The organism is Mycobacterium sp. 1245801.1 (assembly GCF_001673055.1).
GTDB lineage: Bacteria > Actinomycetota > Actinomycetes > Mycobacteriales > Mycobacteriaceae > Mycobacterium > Mycobacterium europaeum_A.
Window position 1 is genome coordinate 1 of sequence record NZ_LZKY01000137.1, and the last position, 18,662, is coordinate 18,662.

The following is an 18,662-nucleotide window of genomic DNA, read 5'->3' on the forward strand; positions in this document are numbered from 1 at the left end:
CGACCACCACGTCGCCGGGGCGCCCGGCGGCGAGGACCTGGCGGGCGAACACCTCGTCATAGGAGTAGTCGTTGCCGATCGCCGTCATGGCCGCGGTGGCGTCGGGAAGGCTGATCGCCGCGAGTCCGGGGCGGTCAAAAGCGAAGCGGCCCATGAGTTCCGCCGCCAGATGTCCGGCATCTTGCGCAGAGCCGCCGTTGCCGAAGAAGATCACCTTGCCGCCGGCGCGCAGCGAGGCGATGATCACCTGCGCCACTTCGACGGTCCGTGCGGCGAAGTCGCCCTGCTGCATTTGTTGCTTGACCGCGATGGTCTCGGCCAGCCGCCGCTGGACCAGCTCGACGCTCGGTGACACGACGTCCGGCCCGGTCATGCCGACCATGTTGTCAATCCCTTGCTCTCAAAGGCGAATTCGGTGACGGTGGCCCCGGCACCCTCGAGGGCCTCGATGAGACGGTGTTTCTTGGCGAAGTCGCAGAACAGCAAAATGTATCCCCCGCCGCCGGCGCCGGTGAGCTTGCCGCCCAGCGCGCTGTTCTTGAGCGCGAGATCGTAGAGGTCGTCGATGCGCTCGTTGGTGATGTAGGGCGACATCCGTTTCTTGTGGGTCCAGGCTTCGCCGAGCAGAGCACCGAAATCGTTGAGCTTTCCGGTCAGCAGCGCCGCCTTCATCGCCACCGCCAGGTCCTTCTGGGCCCGAAGGCCGGCCAGGGTGTCATCCGAACCCGTTGTGGCGCGCCGGGTTTGGTCCTCGATCACCCGCGCGGAGTCACGGGTGATGCCGGTGTAGCACAGCAGCAGGCTCAGTTCGAGCTCGAAGGCGGTCTCGTCCCGGATCCGCAGGGGATTGACGATCACGCGGTCGGTGAACTCGATGAAGTTGAATCCGCCGAACGTCGCGGCGTACATGTCCTGCATGCCGCCCGCGATGCCCAGGTCTTCACGCTCGATGGCACACGCCAGTTGGGCGGTCTCGTATTCGCCCATCGGGACCCGGTAATGCTCGGCCAGCAGGCCGGTCAGGGCGACCATCATCGTCGACGACGAACCCAGCCCGGAGCCGGGCGGTGCGCTGGAACGCAGCACCAGGTCGTAGCCGTCCGTGCCGTCGCGGCCGAACCTGCGCACCGCGGCCTTGATCAGATCGAGGCTGCCGTCGTAGAGGATTTCGCTGTCGAGCGTCATCTCGTGGGTGGTCTTGAAGTCCACCGATTCGATGCTGACCCGACGGTCGGTGCGGGGCACCAGCGATCCCTGGGCGTAGCGGTCGATGGTCGCCGAAAGGACGCAGCCGCCTTCGGTCGTCGGGAACGGCGGCACGTCGGTGCCGCCCCCGGCGAACGAGATCCGCAGCGGCGCTCGTGCGCGAATTCGGGGACGCGTCACGGGGATTGGCCTTCGATTGGTTCACTCAACCAACCGGATAGCGATTTCCGAGAGGCCACGCCCGCCACGTGCTAATCCCATCATCCGGGGACAGTGAAGCGTCGCCAGCCTAACAGGCTGACCAGCGCGATCGGCGGGTTTTCAGGACTTCTTCCGACTGGGCTCCAGCACGAAATCGACGACGATCGCAGCGATGTCGTCGATCGCGCGGCGGGCGATGACTTCATAGCCGTGGGTGCTCAGCGTGGGCAGGCACAGCAGGCCGGCGCGCGCGGTCAGCCCGCTGGCCTTCGAGTGCGAGGCGTCGGATTCGAAGGCGCCCAGCGCGGCGGCCTGCGGTGACAGTTCGCGGTCGGTGGCGATTTTCAGAAGCCGGTCGGCGACGCTCTTGTCGTACACGCACAGCGCATCGCTGTAGCCGATGATCGGGCCGCCCGTCACGCTGGTGGTGTATTCGCGTTCGGTGGGGCCGACCTCCAGCGCGAGGGTGAGGTCGCCGGGCAGGGTGGCGCTGGCGTAGGTGCCGCCCACCCCGCCGATCTCTTCGTTGGTGGTGAACACCAGGTAGACGTCGTCGGCGGGCCGTTGTTGGCGCTCGCGCAGCAGCCGCGCGGCCTTCAGCAGCGCGGTCACCGCGGCGCGGTCGTCGAGGAAATAGGCGCCGACGTAGTCGCCGATCTCGACCATCGATCTCTTGCTGCGGTCCATGCAGACTCGGGTGCCTGGGTGCACCCCAGCGGCAGTCAGCTCGTCGGCGGTGCGGCCGGTGAAAACGTAGACGTGATCCCAGTCCAGCGCGCGGTCGCCCTGGTCGGGCTTGGTCTCCCAGATCCGCGAGCTTTCCTGGGTGGTGTGCTCGGAGCCGAGAGTCAGTACGGCCGTGAGGGTTTCGTTGTCGCCGAGGACGGAGACCGGGCCCAGTCCGAAGTTTCCCGGGTACATGGTGCCCAGCTGCGTCAAATGCAGTGTGCCGTCGGGTTCTACGCGCTTGACGATCATGGACAGTTCGTCCATGTGCGCCATGACGCGTGTCGCGGTGCCGGGGATGGCCTCGGTGCGGTGGCGGTGGTTGGGTGCCCCACTGTCGGCGGCGGACGGATCGGCGGCGACGTATCCGATCAGGTTGCCGGCGTCGTCGGTCCACATGTCGTCGACCACCGGTTGCAGTTCACGGGCGATGACTTCGCGAACGGCGTCCTCCTGCCCGCACGGCCCGTAGGTCAACAACAGCTCTTGCAACAACTCGTCGGTGGAATCGCGGTCGCGATGCGCCATCAGATCCTCTCCATCGTGGGGTCAGAGGATCAGTACCCGCCCCGGCCTGCGACTACGCCGAAAGCCCGAATATGTCAGCTCAGCGCCACGCCCAGTTCCTGGGCGAACACCCTGATCATGTGTTGTACGGCGATTTCGTTGCGCCCGATGATCATGTGGTCGTGCTGGCCGTGCCGGACGCCCTCGCCGCATTGCGGCAGCATCGCGAAGTCCTCGTCGCGCACGGCCGCATGGACGCCCTCGAAGACCGCGTCGTACGCGGCCCTCATCTCGTCGTTGGTGGCCGGGATGCGGCCCATCCAACTGTGGCGGACCGTGCAGCGGGTCGGCTCACCGGCGGGCAACATGTCGATGATCTCCACGCCCACCGGGCTGTTGGCCAGGATGAGGTTCGGATACACCCAATAGATCACTCCCATGTTCGCCACCGGGTCCAGCGACGCCGTGGAATCGGTGTCGGCGTTGGTGATCCAGGTGAACGGGAAGCCGATCCGGTGATGCTTGCCGAACTCGTCGTAGACCATCGTGTTGGCCAGGGTGTTCTGCCCGATGAGGCTCTCGCCGTGCACGTACGGGAAGTGGTAGCCCTCGGCGAACGCCTCCAGGGCGCCCTTCCAGGACACGTCGGAGGTGAATTCGCGCTGGGTGTGATAGCCGTAGGCCGCGTAGTTCCACAGCTCCAGTTCGGCACCGAACTCGCCCAGGTGCGCGTCGAGGTCGATGGTCGCGTCGGCGGTCAGCACCGCCCAGATGAAGCCGTACCGCTCCTCGGAGGGCAGCTCCACCAGGCCGTAATCCTTGGTGTCCATCGAGTCGAAGCCGGCCTTACCCGGGACGGTGAATAATTCGCCGGTGTTGCGGTAGGTCCAGGCGTGATACGGGCAGACGAACCGCGAGGCGTTGCCCGAGCCGCAGGCCGGCATCGCGCCGCGGTGCCGGCAGTAGTTGAGCAACACGTGGCTGGCGCCGGTGCGATCGCGGGTGACCAGCAGCGAATCCCCCAGCACCGAGCGCACCACGTAGTCGTTTTTGTTCGGCACCTGCGCCGACGGGACGATGGCCAGCGGCACCCGGCGCAGAATCTGCGATTCTTCGATCTCGGTGATCTTGGGATCGCGGTAGTAGTGCAGCGGCACCCGCAGTTCGCGCTCGGCCAGGTCGGTCGTCTTGTCCAGGGCATGACGCAGGCCGCGCCGCGTCAGCGTCGCGTCGGTGCCGGGCACCGGTCGGTCGATCGTCGTCACCCTGGCCTCCTTCGGTCCAACACTTCGGACCATACAACCACTATCGTTTGTATTGTCAAGGCGCGGGGCCGGCGTGTGCGACGATCACGCAATGCGCCGGCATGGCTGGTCGGGTGACATCCCGGCGGACGACGACGAGGCCGTCGCGCGCATCCTGACGGCGACGCGCGCGGCCATCGACGCGCGCGGGACCGTGAGCGTTTCCGAGGTCGCCTCGACGCTCGGCGTGACGCGGCAGACGATCTACCGGTACTTCCCCACCCATGAGGCACTGATGGGCGCCACGGCCCTAGCCTCCGTCGACGGATTCCTGGATCGCCTTGCGGCGCATCTGGGTTCGATCACCGATCCCACCGAAGCGGTGGTCGAGGGCATCGCCTACACGTTTGAGCAACTCGCGCATGACAAGTATTTGAGTCTGGTATTCCAACCCGGCAAGGCCAGCGCGTTCACGGCGGGAGTGACCTCGGACCAGGCCATTTCTTTCGGCCGGACGATCCTGCGGCGATTCGATGTCGATTGGGCCGCAGCGGGATTCGCCGACCGCAGACTCGACGAACTGGTCGAGGTCATGCTGCGGATGCTGCAGTCATTGATCGTGGATCCCGGCCGGCCGACGCGCACCGGACCGGAGCTACGACGCTTTTTGACGGACTGGATCGCGCCGTCGGTGCGCGCGCATGCCGCCGTTGAGCGCTGATTACCGGCCCGTGAATCGCGGTTCGCGTCGGGCGGCGCGGTTCCTCCGGCTAACCTGAACAGACGAAGTGACAGTCAACTGCCGGTTAACGCCCTGGGAGCCGATACGGAGGTGACGAATGCCCGTCAGGATCTCCAGCCCGAATGTGTTCGATGCGGACCTGCCGACCATCGAGTACGACGTCGCCACCGCCACGCCCGAACAGGTCTATCCGCAACTGTTGGCGGCGCAGCGACAAGCACCGATTGCCCTCGGCCCCTATGGACCCGAAGTGCTCTCGTACGAGCTCGTCCGAAACCTGCTGCGGGACAATCGGTTTCAGATCCCGCCCGGGTATATCCTCGCCGTCCAGGGCATCACCTCGGGCCCGCTGTGGGACAAGGTCGTCAACTCGTTGTTGGGCATGGAGGGGGCCAAACACCAGCGCGTCCGCGGCGTCGTCTCGAAGGCGTTCACCCCCCGTTCGGTCGAACGCCTGCACACCACGATCAGTCAGGTCATCAACGACCTCGTCGAGCCGATCAGCCGCCGCGGCCACTGCGACGTCGTCACCGACATCGCACGCCCCTACCCCGTGCCCATCATCTGCGCGCTGCTCGGCGCGCCCCGCGAGGACTGGCAACGCTTTTCACTGTGGGCCGATGACATCTTCAAGGCCTTCAACTTCACCTTCACCGCCGATGACGTGCCTGGCGTCATGCGCGCGTGGGGTGAACTCGACGACTACGTCGACGACATGATCGTCCGGCGCCGCCACACCCTCACCGACGACCTGCTCTCCGACCTCATTCGCGCCGAACACGACGGAGACCGGCTCGACGCCGCGGAGCTGCGCATGCTCGCTGCCGCGCTGCTGCTCGCGGGCACCGACACCACGCGCAATCAGGTCGCCGCGTCCATCGGGGTGCTCTGCGAGCATCCGGACCAGTGGCAGCTCTTGCGCGACACACCCGAGTTGGCGATGACCGCCGTCGAAGAGACGATGCGGCACTCCCCGATCGCCACCACGTTGTTGCGCGTCGTGGCCGAGGACGTCGAACTCGCCGGGGTTTACTTCCCCCAGGGAACGCTTGTCTTCGCGAATACCGCTGCGGCCAACCGCGATCCAGCGATCTACCAGGATCCCAACCGATTCGACATCACCCGCGCGGGGCTGCCGCCTGTGCTCAATTTCGGCGCGGGCGTGCATTATTGCCTCGGTGCGAACCTGGCGCGGCGCGAGATCGCCGAGGCGCTGATCACCGTGACCCGCCGGATCGCGAACCCGCGGAAGGACGGGCCATCACCCTGGAAGCCGGTGGTGGGCCTGAGCGGGCCGGCAAGCCTGCCCATCGCATTCGACACCTGACGGCCGTTGACTCGGACAGGTGAACCGTAAAGACCGATTTGATATCGAATACTTCACGTCGCTTTTGTTCAGAAAGTCCGCAAATTTAACATCACGCGATGCAGGAATTGTCGGGAAATGTGCACCTCCCGCGAACACGCACTATGCCCCGGCGCGACGTATTCCGTTACGCCATCGCCATGTCTGTGCTGCCAGGGTTATATGCGGCATCGGCAAATGTCACCATTCCTGCGACGGCCGCCGCCACTCCCAGATTGATCGACTTCGCCATGCGTCAAGTTCCAGCAGAGCAGATTCGAGCTGCCGGTTACTCCGGTGTCATCAACTACGTGTCGCTGTCGCGTCCCGGCTCGTCCATGGGTGCCAAGCCGATCACCCGGCCTTATGCCGAGCAGCTGAAAGCTGCCGGGCTGATGATCGTCAGCAATTACCAGTACGGCAAGCCAGGCGGGACAGCGCCATCGGACTTCAGGCGCGGGTTCGAGGGCGGCGTCGCCGATGCGCGCACCGCCTGGGCGCTGCATTCCGCGGCGGGCGGCGGTCAGAGCGCCCCGATTTTCTTCAGCGTCGACGAGGACATAAACCACGACACCTGGAACAATTTGGCGCTCAAATGGTTTCGCGGAATCAATTCGGTGCTGGGAGTACAGCGCACCGGAGTCTATGGCGGTAGCGATGTCTGCAAATGGGCCGCCGACGACGGCGTCATCGGAAATTCACGGACCCCCGGCCACCGGTGGGCGTGGCAAACGCGGTCCTGGTCCCACGGGCGCATCGAGCCCACCGCGGTTCTCTACCAACGCGTGGTGAGCACGGCGTCGAATCCCGGCCCTGTCGTCGGCGGACTCGAGGTGGATGTCAACGACGTCCTTGCCGAGGATTGCGGCCAGTGGAACCTGCATCCCTGATCCTGGTGCCAATCGCCTGACCTGGTCAAACTGTGTGGAGCTAAGGGGAATCGAACCCCTGACCTACTCGATGCGAACGAGTCGCGCTACCAACTGCGCCATAGCCCCTGATCGCTAAGCAGGCTACCAGTCGCGGCACCAACTACCGAACTGCCAGCACTACTCGCCGACGGCGCGCGGCAAGTCCCTGGGCCAACCGAAGGTCCGCATGGCCATCGCGTAGTCCAGGTGCTCGAACACGGGGTCCTCGTCGTCGATCTCCAGAACCACCGCGCCCGGGCGCCGCAGCCGCGACGGGACGACGTCGTAGCCGCGGTCGTAAGCGTTCTCCACGCCGAGCCGCGCCCGCGCCATCCGCTTCATCCTCCGGTGGCGCACCTTCTCCTCGATGCGCGTCTGGCGCCGCAGGTACCCGAGGTACAGCAGGGTGATCGCGGTGGCGGTGCCGCACAACCACCAGGCGCTCGGCGAGATCTTGAAGGCCGCGGTGGCCGAGCCGACCAGGACGACCGCCATCACCATCAGGACCTTCTTGCGGAAGGCGTACTTGCGGGCGCTGACGGCGGCGGCGGTCTTGTTGTCGAACCGGCGCCGCCGCGAGGCGTTGCGCGGCAGCGGTGCCGGCGCGTCGGAGTCGTCGGGCTCGTCGCTCTCGGCGGCGGGCTCCAGGCCGGACGAGTCCTCGACGTACTCGTAGCCGTCCTCGTCGCCGTCCTCGTCGGCATCGTCGGTTTTGGCGACGGCCTCGGTGTCGACCTCGCCGTCTTCGACGGGCTCGGTGTCGGCGATCTCCGCCTCGCCGGCAGACTCGCTGGCCCCTACCGGAAGGACGTGGGAATCCTCGACGACGTCGACGTCGAGGTAGTCGGGCTCGGAGGGCTCGCCTGCCTCGGCGACGGCCATTCTCATCACCACCGGGCGCCGGCGGCTCAGCTCGTCGGTCTCGGGGTCGTCGTCGGATTCGTGGTCGTCATCGTCGGCGAGGTCGTGTTCGTCGTCGAGGTCGGTCGAGTCTTGCGGCGGCGTCCAGTTCGGATCGCTGCGGTGACCGGCGGCCGGGCCGCTGCGCTTGACCAGCCGGGAGTTGCCCCCGCCGTTGAGCACCCGGGTCGCCAGGGCCACGTCGCTGGTGCGCCGCACCGCGTCGCGTTTGCTGACGAGCATCGGCACCAAGACAAACAGCCATAGCACCACGAGCGATATCCACAACAATGACTGCGGGATGCTTGGCATGATGACCTGCTCTCTTCGGTGTCCATCCCCCGCGAAGCCACTGGTGGCCAACGCGGCCCGGTCGTACGACCAGGACAATTACACACCTGTAATTTGCCTCTCACAAGCACCATGAGTCACTCGTGTCGCGCTAGTCCCAGAATGGCAACGATTCGGACTCCCGGCGAGCCGCCGCGAAAGCGGACGACGAAAGCCGGATGACCTAGCGAGAGCCGGTCACACCCAGCTGGCGTTTCCGGCGCGGACCAGCGTCGAGGCCACCGATCCGCTGACCTCTTCGACGGTGATGGCCATCAGCAGGTGATCACGCCACGCCTTGTCGACCTCCAGATAGCGCTGCAACAGGCCCTCCTGGCGGAATCCCACTTTTGCCAGCACGGCCCGGCTGGCGGCGTTTTCCGGACGCACGGTGGCCTCCACCCGATGCAGCATGACCGGGCCGAAGCAGTGGTCGAGGCCCAGCGCCAGCGCCGCGGTGGCCACGCCGCCTCCGGTGGCCGACCGCGGCACCCAGTAGCCGATCCACGCCGACCGCAACGCGCCGTGGGTGACGTTGCCGATGGTCAGCTGGCCGCAGAACCGGCCGTCGAGTTCGATGACGTAGGGCAGCATGCGGCCCTGCCGCGCCTCGGCGCGCAGCCCGGAACACAGCGCCGGCCAGGCGGCCACCGCGTGCCGGGCCGTCCAGTCGCCCTCGGAGCTGGGCTCCCACGGTTCCAGGTGCGCACGATCGGTCAGCCGGATGCGGCTCCACTGCGCGCCGTCGCGCAGCCGCACCGCCCGCAACCGGACGACGCCGGCCGGAACCCGAAGCGGCCCAACGCTCATGGGCCATCCTGGATGGCGGGAATTGGAGCGCAACAGGTTCACCGTGCGTGCAGTCGTTTCGCTCAGCCGCGCTGGGCCAGGAAGGCGACGTCGACGATCTCGCCGGTACGAATCTGCTCGGCGCCGCTGGGCACCACCACCAGACAGTTCGCTTCGGCGAGGGTGGCCAGCAGGTGCGACGAGGCGCCGGGCGCGCCGCCGAGCGCCTGCACCAGATACTCCCCGCTCTCCTGGTCGCGCATCAGCTGCCCGCGCAAGAAACCCTTGCGCCCGGCCACCGACGTAATGGGCGACAGCGTGCGCGCCTGCACGATCCGGCGCATCGGCTGACGCTTGCCCAGCGACAGCCGGATCAGCGGACGGACCATCACCTCGAACACCACCAGCGCGCTCACCGGGTTGGCCGGCAACAGGAACGTCGGGACGCCCTCCCGGCCCAGCTGCCCGAAACCCTGGATGGAGCCCGGATGCATGGCCACCCGCACGACCTCGATCTCGCCGAGCTCGGACAGCACCCGCCGCACCGCCTCGGCCGCGGCGCCCCCGACCGCGCCGGCGATCACGATCACCTCGGCGCGATTGATCTGGCCCTCGACGATCTCGCGGAGCTCGCGGGGGCCGCCGCCGACGATGCCGACGCGGTTGACCTCCGCACCGGCGTCGCGGGCCGCAGCCGCCAGCGCATAGGAGTTGACGTCATAGACCTGCCCGTTGCCCGGGGTGCGCGAGATGTCGACCAGCTCGCCACCCAGCGCCATGATCGTCACCCGCGGGCGCGGGTGGACCAGCACCCGTTCGCGGCCGACCGCGGCCAGCAGCCCGACCTGCGCCGCACCGATCACCGTCCCGGAGCGCACCGCGACGTCGCCGGGCTGGACGTCGTCGCCGGCGCGGCGCACGTAGGCGCCCGACGGGGCGCCCCGCAGGATCCGCACCCGCTGCGTCCCGCCGTCGGTCCACCGCAACGGCAGCACCGCGTCGGCCAACGTGGGCAGCGGGGCCCCGGTTTGCACGCGCACGGCCTGGCGCGGCTGCAGCCGGCTGGGGGTGCGCGAGCCGGCCTCGACGGTGCCCATCACCGGCAGCACCAGGCCCTCGCGGCGGTCGTTCTCGCCGGAGTCATCGAACGGCTCGGGAAGGCTGTCGCTGCCCACCTCGCCCACGCCGAGGACGTCCACGCTGCGCACCGCATAGCCGTCGATCGCGGCCTGATCGAAGCCGGGCATCGGGCGCTCGGTCACCACTTCCTCGGCGCACATCAGTCCCTGTGCCTCGGCGATCGCCACACGTATCGGTCGCGGGGCCACCGCGGCCGCGGTGATCCGGGCCTGCTGCTCTTCCACCGAACGCACAGCGCGCCTCTCTGCCCTCAAACCCGGCGGGCGCCGCCGTAGGCGACCCGCTCACTGCGCAGGCGGGTCATCCCCGCCCGGGACCGCTACGCGTTCCCGGCCCGCCGTCGTCCGCCAGCCGGGTCACCGCCGGGCTACTGCTCGGCCAGGCCCAATCGCGCCACCAACCACTGCCGCAAATCCGGGCCGTAGTCGTCACGATCCAATGCAAAGTCAACCGCAGCCTTGAGGTAGCCGCCAGGATTTCCCAAGTCGTGTCGAGATCCGCGATGCACGACCACGTGCACCGGATGGCCCTCCGCTATCAGCAACGCGATGCCGTCGGTGAGCTGTACCTCGCCGCCCGCCCCACGCTCGATGCGGCGCAACGCATCGAAGATGGCCCGGTCGAGCACGTAGCGACCGGCCGCGGCGAACAGCGACGGGGCGTCCTGCGCCCTCGGCTTCTCGACCATGCCGTTGACCCTGAGCACGTCCGGGTTGTCGTCGTCGGGGATCGGCTCCACGTCGAAAACCCCGTAGGCGCTGACCTCTTCGGGCGTTACCTCGATGGCACACAACACCGTGCCGCCGTAGTGCGCCCGCACCTTCGACATCGTCCCGAGCACACCGGTGGGCAGCACCAGGTCGTCGGGCAGCAGCACCGCCACGGCGTCCTCGTCGTCGGCCAGCCGCGACTCGACGCAGCCGATCGCGTGCCCCAGGCCCAGCGGCTCGCTCTGCACCACGGACTCGACCTTGATCAGCTGCGGGGCGCGCCGGACCTTGTCCAGCATCGCGGTCTTGCCGCGCTCCTCCAGTGTGCTCTCCAGCACCAGGTCCTCGACGAAGTGCGCGACGACGCCGTCCTTGCCCTCCGAGGTGATGATCACCAGGCGCTCGGCACCGGCCTCGGCCGCCTCGGCGGCAACCAGCTCGATGCCCGGCGTATCGACGACCGGCAACAGCTCCTTGGGGACCGTTTTGGTCGCCGGCAAGAAGCGCGTCCCGAGACCGGCGGCGGGCACGACCGCAGTGCGTGGCACCACCACGTTTGGGCTTGACATTGTTCACACGATAACCCGCATCCACTATGCCGAGTCGATGTGGCGCGGGGAAACACCTGGCTGTCATCGTTGAGCCATGGCGACCGCCAGCAAAGCCGCGCTGCGTGACCAGCTGCTTGCCGCCCGGCGCCGGGTTGCCGACGACGTTCGCGCCGCCGAGGCCCGGCACCTGTGCGAGCGGCTGGAAGCCTCCGAAAGCATCGTGACCAGCGGCAGCACCGTGTGCGCCTACGTTCCGGTGGGCACCGAGCCGGGCTCGGCCGCGATGCTGGACGCGTTGCTGCGGCGCTCCGGGCGGGTGCTGCTGCCGGTCGCGCGCACCACCGCGGACGACACGCCCATGCCGTTGTCCTGGGGCGAATACCGGCCCGGCACGCTGACCACCGGGCGCTGGGGATTGCTGGAACCGCCGCAACCGTGGCTGCCGCCGTCGGCCCTAGCCGAAGCCGCGGTGGTGCTGGTCCCGGCGCTGGCGGTGGACCGCCGCGGGGTGCGGCTGGGGCGGGGGCGGGGTTTCTACGACCGCTCGCTGGGCGGGCGCGACCCGCAGGCGCGGCTGATCGCGGTCGTCCGCGACGCCGAACTGCTCGACGAGCTACCGGCCGATCCGCACGACGTCCCCATGACCCATGCGCTCACGCCCCGGCAGGGATTGGTCGAGCTCGTCGGGCGCTGACATGTCGGGAATGAGACATGTCACGTGGCGGTTCTAGCACTTGAGACGCTAGAGTGCTAACCAGGTTTGCAATCATCCGGAGGTTTTCGTGCCGACTTACAGCTATCAGTGCACCGAGTGCGACGATCGCTTCGACATCGTGCAGGCCTTCACCGACGACGCGCTGACCACCTGCAAACGCTGCTCCGGGCGGCTGCGCAAGCGCTTCAACTCCGTCGGCGTGGTGTTCAAGGGCAGCGGCTTCTACCGCACCGACAGCCGCGAGTCCGGCAAGAAGTCGCCGAGTTCGACCAACGGCTCCTCGTCGAGTGATTCCGGATCGAGCGCCTCGAGCTCCAGCGAAAAGTCCGGCTCCAGCTCCAGTGAGAAGTCCAGCTCGAGCGACAAGTCGAGCAGCTCGGCGACTTCCGCCGCCGCCGCGACCAACTGACGGTTATCCACACCGGCGATGCCGGCGGGCGGCCTGTCCACCGGGTTGCGCCTACCGTTGCGGCGTGGGCGAATCATCGCTGAACCCAAGCCCTTTGAGTCGGCTGACGCTGTGGCTGCGCCCGGACTGGACTCGTACCGTGCTGGCGCGCCGCGTCGCCGCGGGCGGGCTCGTCGTCCTGGCCGGAATCGCCACGCTGCGGTCCAACCCCGCCGATGACTATGCGCAGGTGGTGGTCGCCGACCACGACCTACGGCCCGGCGCCGCGCTGACTCCCGCCGACGTTCGGCTCGAAAAGCGTTTGGCCGCAACGGTTCCCGACGGGGCACGAGCCGACCTGGATACGGTGGTGGGGTCGACGCTGGCCGGCCCGGCGCGCCGCGGTGAGGTGCTCACCGACGTCCGGCTGCTGGGCAGCCGGTTGGCGGAGGCCGCCATCGGGTCGAAGGCGGGCCCGGATGCCCGCATCGTGCCGCTGCATCTGGCGGACGGCGCCCTGATCGACCTGGTGCGGGTCGGCGACGTGGTCGACGTGCTGGCGGCGCCGGCCAGCGGTGCGCCGGACAATTCGCACGCGGCCCCGAAGGTGGTGGCCACCGACGCCGTGGTGGTGCTGGTATCGGCCAAAGAAAAGGCTCAGGCCGCCGATAGCGACCGCGTAGTGTTGGTTGCGCTGCCGGCTCGTGTGGCGAACACGGTGGCAGGGTCGGCGCTGGGCCAGACCGTGACGCTCACCCTGCACTGAGTGCCTGGCCGTTGTTCGTCTGCTGGCCGACGGCAAACTCTGTCCAGTCCCAGAAAGGCCATCCCAATGCTCAAAGGGTTCAAGGAGTTTCTCTCGCGGGGCAACATCATCGACCTGTCCACCGCGGTCGTCATCGGTACTGCTTTCACCGCCTTGGTCACCACATTCACCGACAGCATCATCAAGCCGTTGATCAACCGCATCGGCGTCAACCAGAAGTCCGATATCGGCATCCTGCGCATCAGCATCGGCGGCGGTCAGACCATTGACCTGAACAACGTGCTGTCAGCCGCCATCAACTTCGTGATCATCGCCGCGGTGGTGTACTTCCTGGTCGTGTTGCCCTACACGACGCTACGCAAGCGGGGCGAGGTCGAGCCGGCCGACGACGCGCAGGTCGTGCTGCTCAAGGAGATCCGGGACCTACTCGCGCAGACCAACGGCGATTCGTCGGGCAAGCACGGCAGTGTGGCCACCACGCCCCCACCGGAGTACGGACCCCGCGCGGAAGCCGAATCGAAATAGCCCGCCAATTCGGGGCTTGGCCCGCGACCCGGGTTTAAATCTCCAGGCTCGACAACTGCCCGATGATCTGGGCCGCCAACGGATTCAGCGTCGCCATCCCGTCGCGCACCGCATAGCGGGACCCGGCCAGGTTGACCACCAGCGTGCTGCCGGACACCCCGGCCAGACCGCGGGACAAGCCGGCGTCGATGATCCCCGCCGACAGCCCCGAGCCGCGGATGGCCTCGGCGATGCCGAGGATTTCGCGATCCAGGATCTCGCGGGTGGCCTCCGGGGTGACGTCGCGCGGGGTGACGCCCGTCCCGCCGACCGAGACCACCAGGTCCACCCCGCCGATCACCGCGGTGTTCAGCGCGTTGCGGATCTCGATCTCGTCCGCGGCGACCGCGACCACACCGTCGACGACGAAGCCCGCCTCCGTCAACAGCTCGGTCACCAGCGGACCGCTATGGTCCTCGTCCCCGTGCGCGGTGCGATCGTCGACCACCACAACCAGAGCCCGGCCAACTACCAATTCCGCACCCGTTTCCATGGGTGCAACCGTATATCCGAGCTCAGACAATCCCGTCGCCGAGGGTTCGTCCACTCTCACTACTGATCCGCCTTCCCGAGGGTGACCGGCACGGTGCGGCTGCCGCCACCGGCGGCATCCTGGAATGTCAGCGTTATCTTGTCGCCGGGTGCTTTGGACCGCACGGCCGCGACCAGCGCGTCGGCGCTGTTGATCGGCCGGTCGTCGACCTTCGTGACGACGACGTTCTTGGGGACGCCGGCCGATGCGGCCGCACCACCCGCGACGACGTCGACCACCTTGGCGCCGGGGGTGCCCTTGTCGTTGGTCACCTGCACGCCAAGCGAGGCGTGTGACGCCTTGCCGGTGGCGATCAGTTCGTCGGCGATGCGCTTGGCCTGGTCGACCGGGATCGCGAAGCCCAGACCGATCGACCCGCTCTGGGCGTCCGGCGAGTCGGCGCCCAGGGTGGCGATGGCCGAGTTGACGCCCACCAGTTGGCCGTTCATGTTGACCAGCGCGCCCCCGGAGTTACCGGGGTTGATCGCGGCGTCGGTCTGGATCGCGTCCAGCACGGTGTTCTGGTTGCCCGACTCACCGGTGGTGGACACCGGCCGGTTCAGCGCGCTGACGATGCCGGTGGTCACGGTGCCCGACAGGCCCAGCGGCGAGCCGATCGCGACGACGGGCTGGCCGACGCGCAGGTCCGACGAGGAACCCAGCGAGATGGGCGTGAGCCCGGACATGCCCTGCACGCGAATGACGGCGATGTCGCTGGTGGGGTCGGCGCCGACCACCGTGAACGGTGCGGTGCGACCGTCAGAGAAGGTCACCGTGGTCTTCGCCGTCGGCGCGCCGGCACCGCCGCCGCCCGGGCCGCCCGGTCCGCCCGGCAGGCTCGGCGGCACGGGGGCCCCAGGCGGAGCTCCCGGCGGGGCTGCGGGACCCTTGGGCGGTCCCGCCGCGGCGGCGATCACGTGGTTGTTGGTCAGGATGAGCCCGTCGGTGGACAGGATGATGCCCGAGCCCTCCTCGGACTGTCGCCCGATGTCGGTCTCGAGCATCACGACGCTGGGCACCACCTTGGAGGCGACTCCCTCGACGCTGCCCGGTGGCATGTTGGCGGCCGGGACGCTGGGCGCCGCCCCGATGACGCGGCCGCCGCCGTTCCCCGTGGTGTGGGTGCCGAACTCGACGGCCGTCGCGGCGGCACCGCCGATACCGGCCGACACCACCGCGATGGCCAACGCACCGACCACCAATAGTCCTGTGCGAGAACGCTTTTGGGGTTCCGGCGGGCCGGGCATCCCGGGCAGCATGCCGGGAATCGGGCCGCTGCCGGTGCCGCCCGGAATCGGGCCCACCCCGGTTCCGCCGGGAATCCGGCCCGGACCGGTGTTGCTGAAGGGCTCGTAAGGCGGACGGAACTGCGTCGTCGGCGACGATGAGGGCTGCGACCGATAGCGCCAGTCGTACTGCTGGTTGTACGGCTGCTGTTGTCCCGGGGCATAGCCGGAGGACGCCGCATGGCTCGGGACGGGCGCAGGCTGATTCGGCGCGGGCGGGTATCCCGGCTGCTGCGGCGGTGGCGAATACCTCGGGTCATTCGTCATGTCGCTAAGTCGCTCTTCCTCTATCTCAGTGTTTCGGCAAGTCGACGGCTGGGTTCAACAGTAGCCGCAGACCTACCTTGCCCGCGCGGACTGAGAGTCCACTGAGATTACGTTCGCCGATTCCCGAGAGTTCGCCTCGTCGCCACCCGGCGCCGTGGCGTGGTCGGCCGCGGCGTCTACCTGGTCGGTCTGCGGCTCGCCGGCGGTGGTGGAGTACGTCGAGGCGGGCATGGGCCGGCCGGGCAGCAGCACATAGAAGGAGGTACCCGGGGGTTGGCCGCCCGGAACGGTGTCCTCGACGCGCAGCAGTCCGCCGTGGTTGAGCACGACCTTCTTGACGATCGCCAGCCCGAGCCCGGAGCCGGGCATCGCCCGCGCCGTCGTCGACCGGTAGAACCGTTCGAACACCAGCCGGCGCTCCTGCGGCGGAATGCCGGGGCCGTGATCGGCGATCACCAGCTCCGCGTGCGACGGATCGAGCTGGCGCATGGTGACACCGACATGGCCCCCGGGCGGGCTCCACTTGGCGGCGTTGTCCAGCAGGTTCAGCACGGCACGCGACAGCCCGGCGGCGTCGCCGTACATCTGCCAGGGTGTGACGTCGACGTCGAAGTGAATGTCGTTGCGCCGCCGCCTGACTCGCTCCAGGCTGCGATCGACCACCTCGGCCATGTCGACGGGCTCGTGCACCACCTGGCCGGCGTCGTCGCGGGTCAGATCCACCAAATCGCCTACCAGCGTTGACAATTCCTCGATCTGCGCGACGACATCGGCGCGCAGATCCACCATCTCCTGCTCGGGCAGGCGCGGCGCTCCCGGCTCCATCGACGCCATCAGCAACTCGACGTTGGTGCGCAGCGAGGTCAGCGGGGTGCGCAATTCGTGGCCGGCGTCGGTGACCAGCCGAGCCTGCCGCTCCCGGGACTCGGCGAGTGCGCGCAGCATCAGGTTGAACGACTCGGTGAGCCTGGCCAATTCGTCGCTGCCGAACACGGGGATGGGCCTGAGGTCATCGGTACGTGCCACCCGCTCGGCCGCCTCGGTCAGGCGTGCCACCGGGCGCAGCCCGGCCCGGGTGACCATGCCGCCCGCCACGGCCGCGACTGCCACCCCGACCCCGCCGACGATCAGCAGCACCCAGCGCAGCCTGTTCATCACCGCTTCGGTGGGCTTGAGGCTCTTGGAGATCAGCAGCGACGTGCCGTTCTGCAGGTGCACGGCCAGGATCCGTTGGTCACCGGCGGTGCGCCGCGACATGAACAGATCGCCGTGGATGACCGCCTTCTCCGGCGCGCCGACCGGCAGGGTCTGGCCCGGCTGCTGGGCGGTGTAGATCGCGTGGCCCGGGTTCACCAGCATCGCGTTGACGTCGGAGTAGGCGGTGCCCTCGATGGCTTTGCCCGGGTCGGCGGCCAGCGAGCCGCTGGCGATCAACAGCTGTGCGCGGCTCTGCAGTTGGTTGTCGATGTCGCTGTACAGCGCGGCGGAGATCACGGCGTAGACGGCGAAGGCCATCAGCACCACCACCATGGCCACCATCGACATCGCCAGCAGCATCACCCGCCACCGCAGCGACAACGACGGTGTCGCGCGCAACGGCGGGCGCAGCGGCGGACGCTGGGGCCGGGGGAACCGGATCATCGGTGGACCCGCATCGTCACGGTGGCGTCTCCCGCAGGACGTATCCAACCCCGCGCACGGTGTGGATCAGCCGCGGCTCACCGTCGGCTTCGGTCTTGCGCCGCAGGTAACCGACGTAGACCTCCAGCGCGTTGCCCGAAGTGGGAAAGTCGAATCCCCACACCTCTTCGAGGATGCGGCTGCGGGTCAGCACCCGGCGCGGATTGGCGATCAGCATCTCCAGCAGCGCGAACTCGGTGCGGGTCAGGCTGATTCGGCGCAGGCCGCGGGTGACCTCGCGGGTCACCGGGTCCAGCGTCAGGTCGGAGAACGTCATCGCCACGGATTCGGCGTCGTCCTCCGGCTTGGTCCGGCGCAGCAGTGCACGCATCCGGGCTAGCAGTTCTTCCAGGGCGAACGGCTTCGGCAGATAGTCATCGGCGCCGGCGTCGAGCCCGGCGACCCGCTCGGACACCGAATCGCGGGCGGTGAGCACGAGGATGGGGAGATCGTCACCGGTGCTGCGGAGCTGACGGCACACCTCGAGGCCGTCCAGGCGCGGCATCATCACATCGAGGACGAGCGCGTCGGGACGATCGCTGGCGATCAATTCGAGGGCCTCGACCCCGTCATGGGCCAGCTCGACGGAGTAGCCGTTGAAGGATAAGGACCGACGCAGCGATTCGCGCACAGCGCGATCGTCGTCGACGACCAGTATTCGCACGACCCCTAGTTTCGTCCCACCGCCTGAGACGGACCTGAGAGGCGCGCCGGGCGGGGGCTAGCGGCGGTCACAAGCGCGGCGAAGCCGGGCGCCGTGGGCCGCCGCCATTCGGGCTAGCGGCGGTCGAGGTCGATCAGACCGAGGCGGGCCGCCTTGAGCAGCCGCCGGGGCACCTTGTGGCGCTGACCTGCGACCGTGACACCGACGAGTTCGGTCTTCTCGGCCTTCCACTGCGCGCGCCGGCTACGGGTGTTCGCGCGCGACATTCTGCGCTTGGGTACGGCCATGGTCGGGCCTAACTCCTCGTGTTGCTTCGGTAATTCGACGTGGGACTTGCAGTTCGGCATGTCGCGCGGCGTGGCTGGTGAGCCGAACGGGCGACGATCGCACATCAGGATAGTCGCTGGTCCGCTTGTGGCCAAAATGCACGCCCGCCCGCCGAGTGGCCGCCCGCTGGGCGCGCCAGGGCGGGCGCCTCCAAAGTGGGATCCTTGACGT

General features: G+C 68.2%; 20 protein-coding genes and 1 tRNA gene. 7 read left to right on the forward strand and 14 right to left on the reverse strand.

Annotation, left to right across the window (positions count from 1 at the left end; all coding sequences use genetic code 11):
• From A5622_RS08115 to A5622_RS08130, 4 genes are all read right to left on the reverse strand, one after another.
• Positions 1-382, reverse strand: a 382-nt coding sequence (locus A5622_RS08115; RefSeq protein ID WP_197507971.1) for an SIS domain-containing protein, incomplete at its 3' end; no start/stop codon positions are given.
• Entirely contained in the window at positions 370-1,386 is a 1,017-nt protein-coding gene (locus tag A5622_RS08120; protein WP_066877808.1) for a GHMP kinase, read from the reverse strand. The genes A5622_RS08120 and A5622_RS08115, both read right to left, overlap by 13 nt.
• Positions 1,387-1,527: 141 nt before the next feature.
• The gene (locus tag A5622_RS08125) at positions 1,528-2,661 is read right to left on the reverse strand and encodes a M42 family metallopeptidase (RefSeq protein ID WP_066877811.1); all 1,134 of its coding nucleotides are present in this window, start codon (positions 2,659-2,661) and stop codon (positions 1,528-1,530) included.
• A 74-nt stretch (positions 2,662-2,735) separates the two neighbouring features.
• Positions 2,736-3,938 carry an aromatic ring-hydroxylating dioxygenase subunit alpha gene (locus tag A5622_RS08130; RefSeq protein WP_066877812.1) on the reverse strand — a complete coding sequence of 401 codons (1,203 nt, stop codon included), beginning with the start codon at positions 3,936-3,938 and terminating at the stop codon, positions 2,736-2,738.
• A 58-nt stretch (positions 3,939-3,996) separates the two neighbouring features.
• Between A5622_RS08130 and A5622_RS08135 the strand changes: the two genes are divergently transcribed.
• The 3 genes from A5622_RS08135 to A5622_RS08145 all read left to right on the forward strand — a co-directional run bounded on the left by A5622_RS08135 (position 3,997) and on the right by A5622_RS08145 (position 6,861).
• Complete coding sequence (locus A5622_RS08135; RefSeq protein ID WP_066877848.1) at positions 3,997-4,605, forward strand: TetR/AcrR family transcriptional regulator; 609 nt, start codon at positions 3,997-3,999, stop codon at positions 4,603-4,605.
• Between the two features lie 118 nt (positions 4,606-4,723).
• On the forward strand, positions 4,724-5,953 hold the full coding sequence (locus A5622_RS08140; RefSeq protein ID WP_066877813.1) for a cytochrome P450: 1,230 nt from the start codon (positions 4,724-4,726) through the stop codon (positions 5,951-5,953).
• A 98-nt stretch (positions 5,954-6,051) separates the two neighbouring features.
• Positions 6,052-6,861, forward strand: coding sequence for a DUF1906 domain-containing protein (locus A5622_RS08145; RefSeq protein ID WP_066877814.1), 810 nt, complete (start codon positions 6,052-6,054; stop codon positions 6,859-6,861).
• A gap of 35 nt (positions 6,862-6,896) precedes the next feature.
• On the opposite strand, the gene A5622_RS08150 is transcribed toward A5622_RS08145, so the two are convergent.
• From A5622_RS08150 to A5622_RS08170, 5 genes are all read right to left on the reverse strand, one after another.
• A tRNA-Ala gene (locus tag A5622_RS08150) sits at positions 6,897-6,969 on the reverse strand.
• Positions 6,970-7,020: 51 nt separating this feature from the next.
• Positions 7,021-8,094: a gephyrin-like molybdotransferase receptor GlpR gene (gene glpR, locus A5622_RS08155; RefSeq protein ID WP_066877815.1), complete on the reverse strand. Its 1,074-nt coding sequence runs from the start codon at positions 8,092-8,094 to the stop codon at positions 7,021-7,023.
• Positions 8,095-8,310: 216 nt separating this feature from the next.
• Complete coding sequence (locus tag A5622_RS08160) at positions 8,311-8,964, reverse strand: GNAT family N-acetyltransferase (RefSeq protein ID WP_197498223.1); 654 nt, start codon at positions 8,962-8,964, stop codon at positions 8,311-8,313.
• Positions 8,965-8,984: 20 nt separating this feature from the next.
• Positions 8,985-10,274 carry a gephyrin-like molybdotransferase Glp gene (gene glp / locus A5622_RS08165; protein ID WP_066871932.1) on the reverse strand — a complete coding sequence of 430 codons (1,290 nt, stop codon included), beginning with the start codon at positions 10,272-10,274 and terminating at the stop codon, positions 8,985-8,987.
• Positions 10,275-10,408: 134 nt separating this feature from the next.
• Positions 10,409-11,320, reverse strand: a complete 912-nt coding sequence (locus A5622_RS08170) for a UTP--glucose-1-phosphate uridylyltransferase (RefSeq protein ID WP_066877816.1) — start codon at positions 11,318-11,320, stop codon at positions 10,409-10,411.
• A gap of 76 nt (positions 11,321-11,396) precedes the next feature.
• Between A5622_RS08170 and A5622_RS08175 the strand changes: the two genes are divergently transcribed.
• The 4 genes from A5622_RS08175 (at position 11,397) to mscL (ending at position 13,696) form a co-directional block, all read left to right on the forward strand.
• Positions 11,397-11,996 (forward strand): 5-formyltetrahydrofolate cyclo-ligase, encoded by a 600-nt coding sequence (locus A5622_RS08175; RefSeq protein WP_066877817.1) that lies wholly within the window; start codon positions 11,397-11,399, stop codon positions 11,994-11,996.
• Positions 11,997-12,084: 88 nt separating this feature from the next.
• Positions 12,085-12,426, forward strand: a complete 342-nt coding sequence (locus A5622_RS27985) for an FmdB family zinc ribbon protein (RefSeq protein ID WP_082990644.1) — start codon at positions 12,085-12,087, stop codon at positions 12,424-12,426.
• Between the two features lie 64 nt (positions 12,427-12,490).
• Positions 12,491-13,171, forward strand: coding sequence for an SAF domain-containing protein (locus A5622_RS08185; RefSeq protein WP_066877821.1), 681 nt, complete (start codon positions 12,491-12,493; stop codon positions 13,169-13,171).
• Between the two features lie 66 nt (positions 13,172-13,237).
• Positions 13,238-13,696 (forward strand): large-conductance mechanosensitive channel protein MscL, encoded by a 459-nt coding sequence (gene mscL, locus A5622_RS08190; RefSeq protein WP_066871946.1) that lies wholly within the window; start codon positions 13,238-13,240, stop codon positions 13,694-13,696.
• 34 nt (positions 13,697-13,730) lie between these two features.
• On the opposite strand, the gene A5622_RS08195 is transcribed toward mscL, so the two are convergent.
• The 5 genes from A5622_RS08195 to rpmF all read right to left on the reverse strand — a co-directional run bounded on the left by A5622_RS08195 (position 13,731) and on the right by rpmF (position 18,451).
• Positions 13,731-14,228 carry a molybdenum cofactor biosynthesis protein B gene (locus A5622_RS08195; protein WP_044487196.1) on the reverse strand — a complete coding sequence of 166 codons (498 nt, stop codon included), beginning with the start codon at positions 14,226-14,228 and terminating at the stop codon, positions 13,731-13,733.
• A 59-nt stretch (positions 14,229-14,287) separates the two neighbouring features.
• Positions 14,288-15,820, reverse strand: coding sequence for a S1C family serine protease (locus A5622_RS08200; protein WP_066877823.1), 1,533 nt, complete (start codon positions 15,818-15,820; stop codon positions 14,288-14,290).
• Between the two features lie 72 nt (positions 15,821-15,892).
• Positions 15,893-17,461, reverse strand: a complete 1,569-nt coding sequence (locus A5622_RS08205; protein ID WP_066877824.1) for a HAMP domain-containing sensor histidine kinase — start codon at positions 17,459-17,461, stop codon at positions 15,893-15,895.
• A gap of 16 nt (positions 17,462-17,477) precedes the next feature.
• Positions 17,478-18,164, reverse strand: a complete 687-nt coding sequence (gene mprA, locus A5622_RS08210) for a two-component system response regulator MprA (protein ID WP_066871956.1) — start codon at positions 18,162-18,164, stop codon at positions 17,478-17,480.
• A 113-nt stretch (positions 18,165-18,277) separates the two neighbouring features.
• On the reverse strand, positions 18,278-18,451 hold the full coding sequence (gene rpmF, locus A5622_RS08215; RefSeq protein ID WP_003872812.1) for a 50S ribosomal protein L32: 174 nt from the start codon (positions 18,449-18,451) through the stop codon (positions 18,278-18,280).
• Between the last annotated feature and the right edge of the window lie 211 nt (positions 18,452-18,662).

Coding starts and splice junctions, on each gene's coding strand:
- A5622_RS08125 (WP_066877811.1), bottom strand. CDS start 2,661: ATGGCGCATCGCGACCGCGATTCCACCGACGAGTTGTTGCAAGAGCTG.
- A5622_RS08130 (WP_066877812.1), bottom strand. CDS start 3,938: ATGGTCCGAAGTGTTGGACCGAAGGAGGCCAGGGTGACGACGATCGAC.
- A5622_RS08135 (WP_066877848.1), top strand. CDS start 3,997: ATGCGCCGGCATGGCTGGTCGGGTGACATCCCGGCGGACGACGACGAG.
- A5622_RS08140 (WP_066877813.1), top strand. CDS start 4,724: ATGCCCGTCAGGATCTCCAGCCCGAATGTGTTCGATGCGGACCTGCCG.
- A5622_RS08145 (WP_066877814.1), top strand. CDS start 6,052: ATGCAGGAATTGTCGGGAAATGTGCACCTCCCGCGAACACGCACTATG.
- glpR (WP_066877815.1), bottom strand. CDS start 8,094: ATGCCAAGCATCCCGCAGTCATTGTTGTGGATATCGCTCGTGGTGCTA.
- A5622_RS08170 (WP_066877816.1), bottom strand. CDS start 11,320: ATGTCAAGCCCAAACGTGGTGGTGCCACGCACTGCGGTCGTGCCCGCC.
- A5622_RS08175 (WP_066877817.1), top strand. CDS start 11,397: ATGGCGACCGCCAGCAAAGCCGCGCTGCGTGACCAGCTGCTTGCCGCC.
- mscL (WP_066871946.1), top strand. CDS start 13,238: ATGCTCAAAGGGTTCAAGGAGTTTCTCTCGCGGGGCAACATCATCGAC.
- A5622_RS08195 (WP_044487196.1), bottom strand. CDS start 14,228: ATGGAAACGGGTGCGGAATTGGTAGTTGGCCGGGCTCTGGTTGTGGTG.
- A5622_RS08200 (WP_066877823.1), bottom strand. CDS start 15,820: ATGACGAATGACCCGAGGTATTCGCCACCGCCGCAGCAGCCGGGATAC.
- A5622_RS08205 (WP_066877824.1), bottom strand. CDS start 17,461: ATGATCCGGTTCCCCCGGCCCCAGCGTCCGCCGCTGCGCCCGCCGTTG.
- rpmF (WP_003872812.1), bottom strand. CDS start 18,451: ATGGCCGTACCCAAGCGCAGAATGTCGCGCGCGAACACCCGTAGCCGG.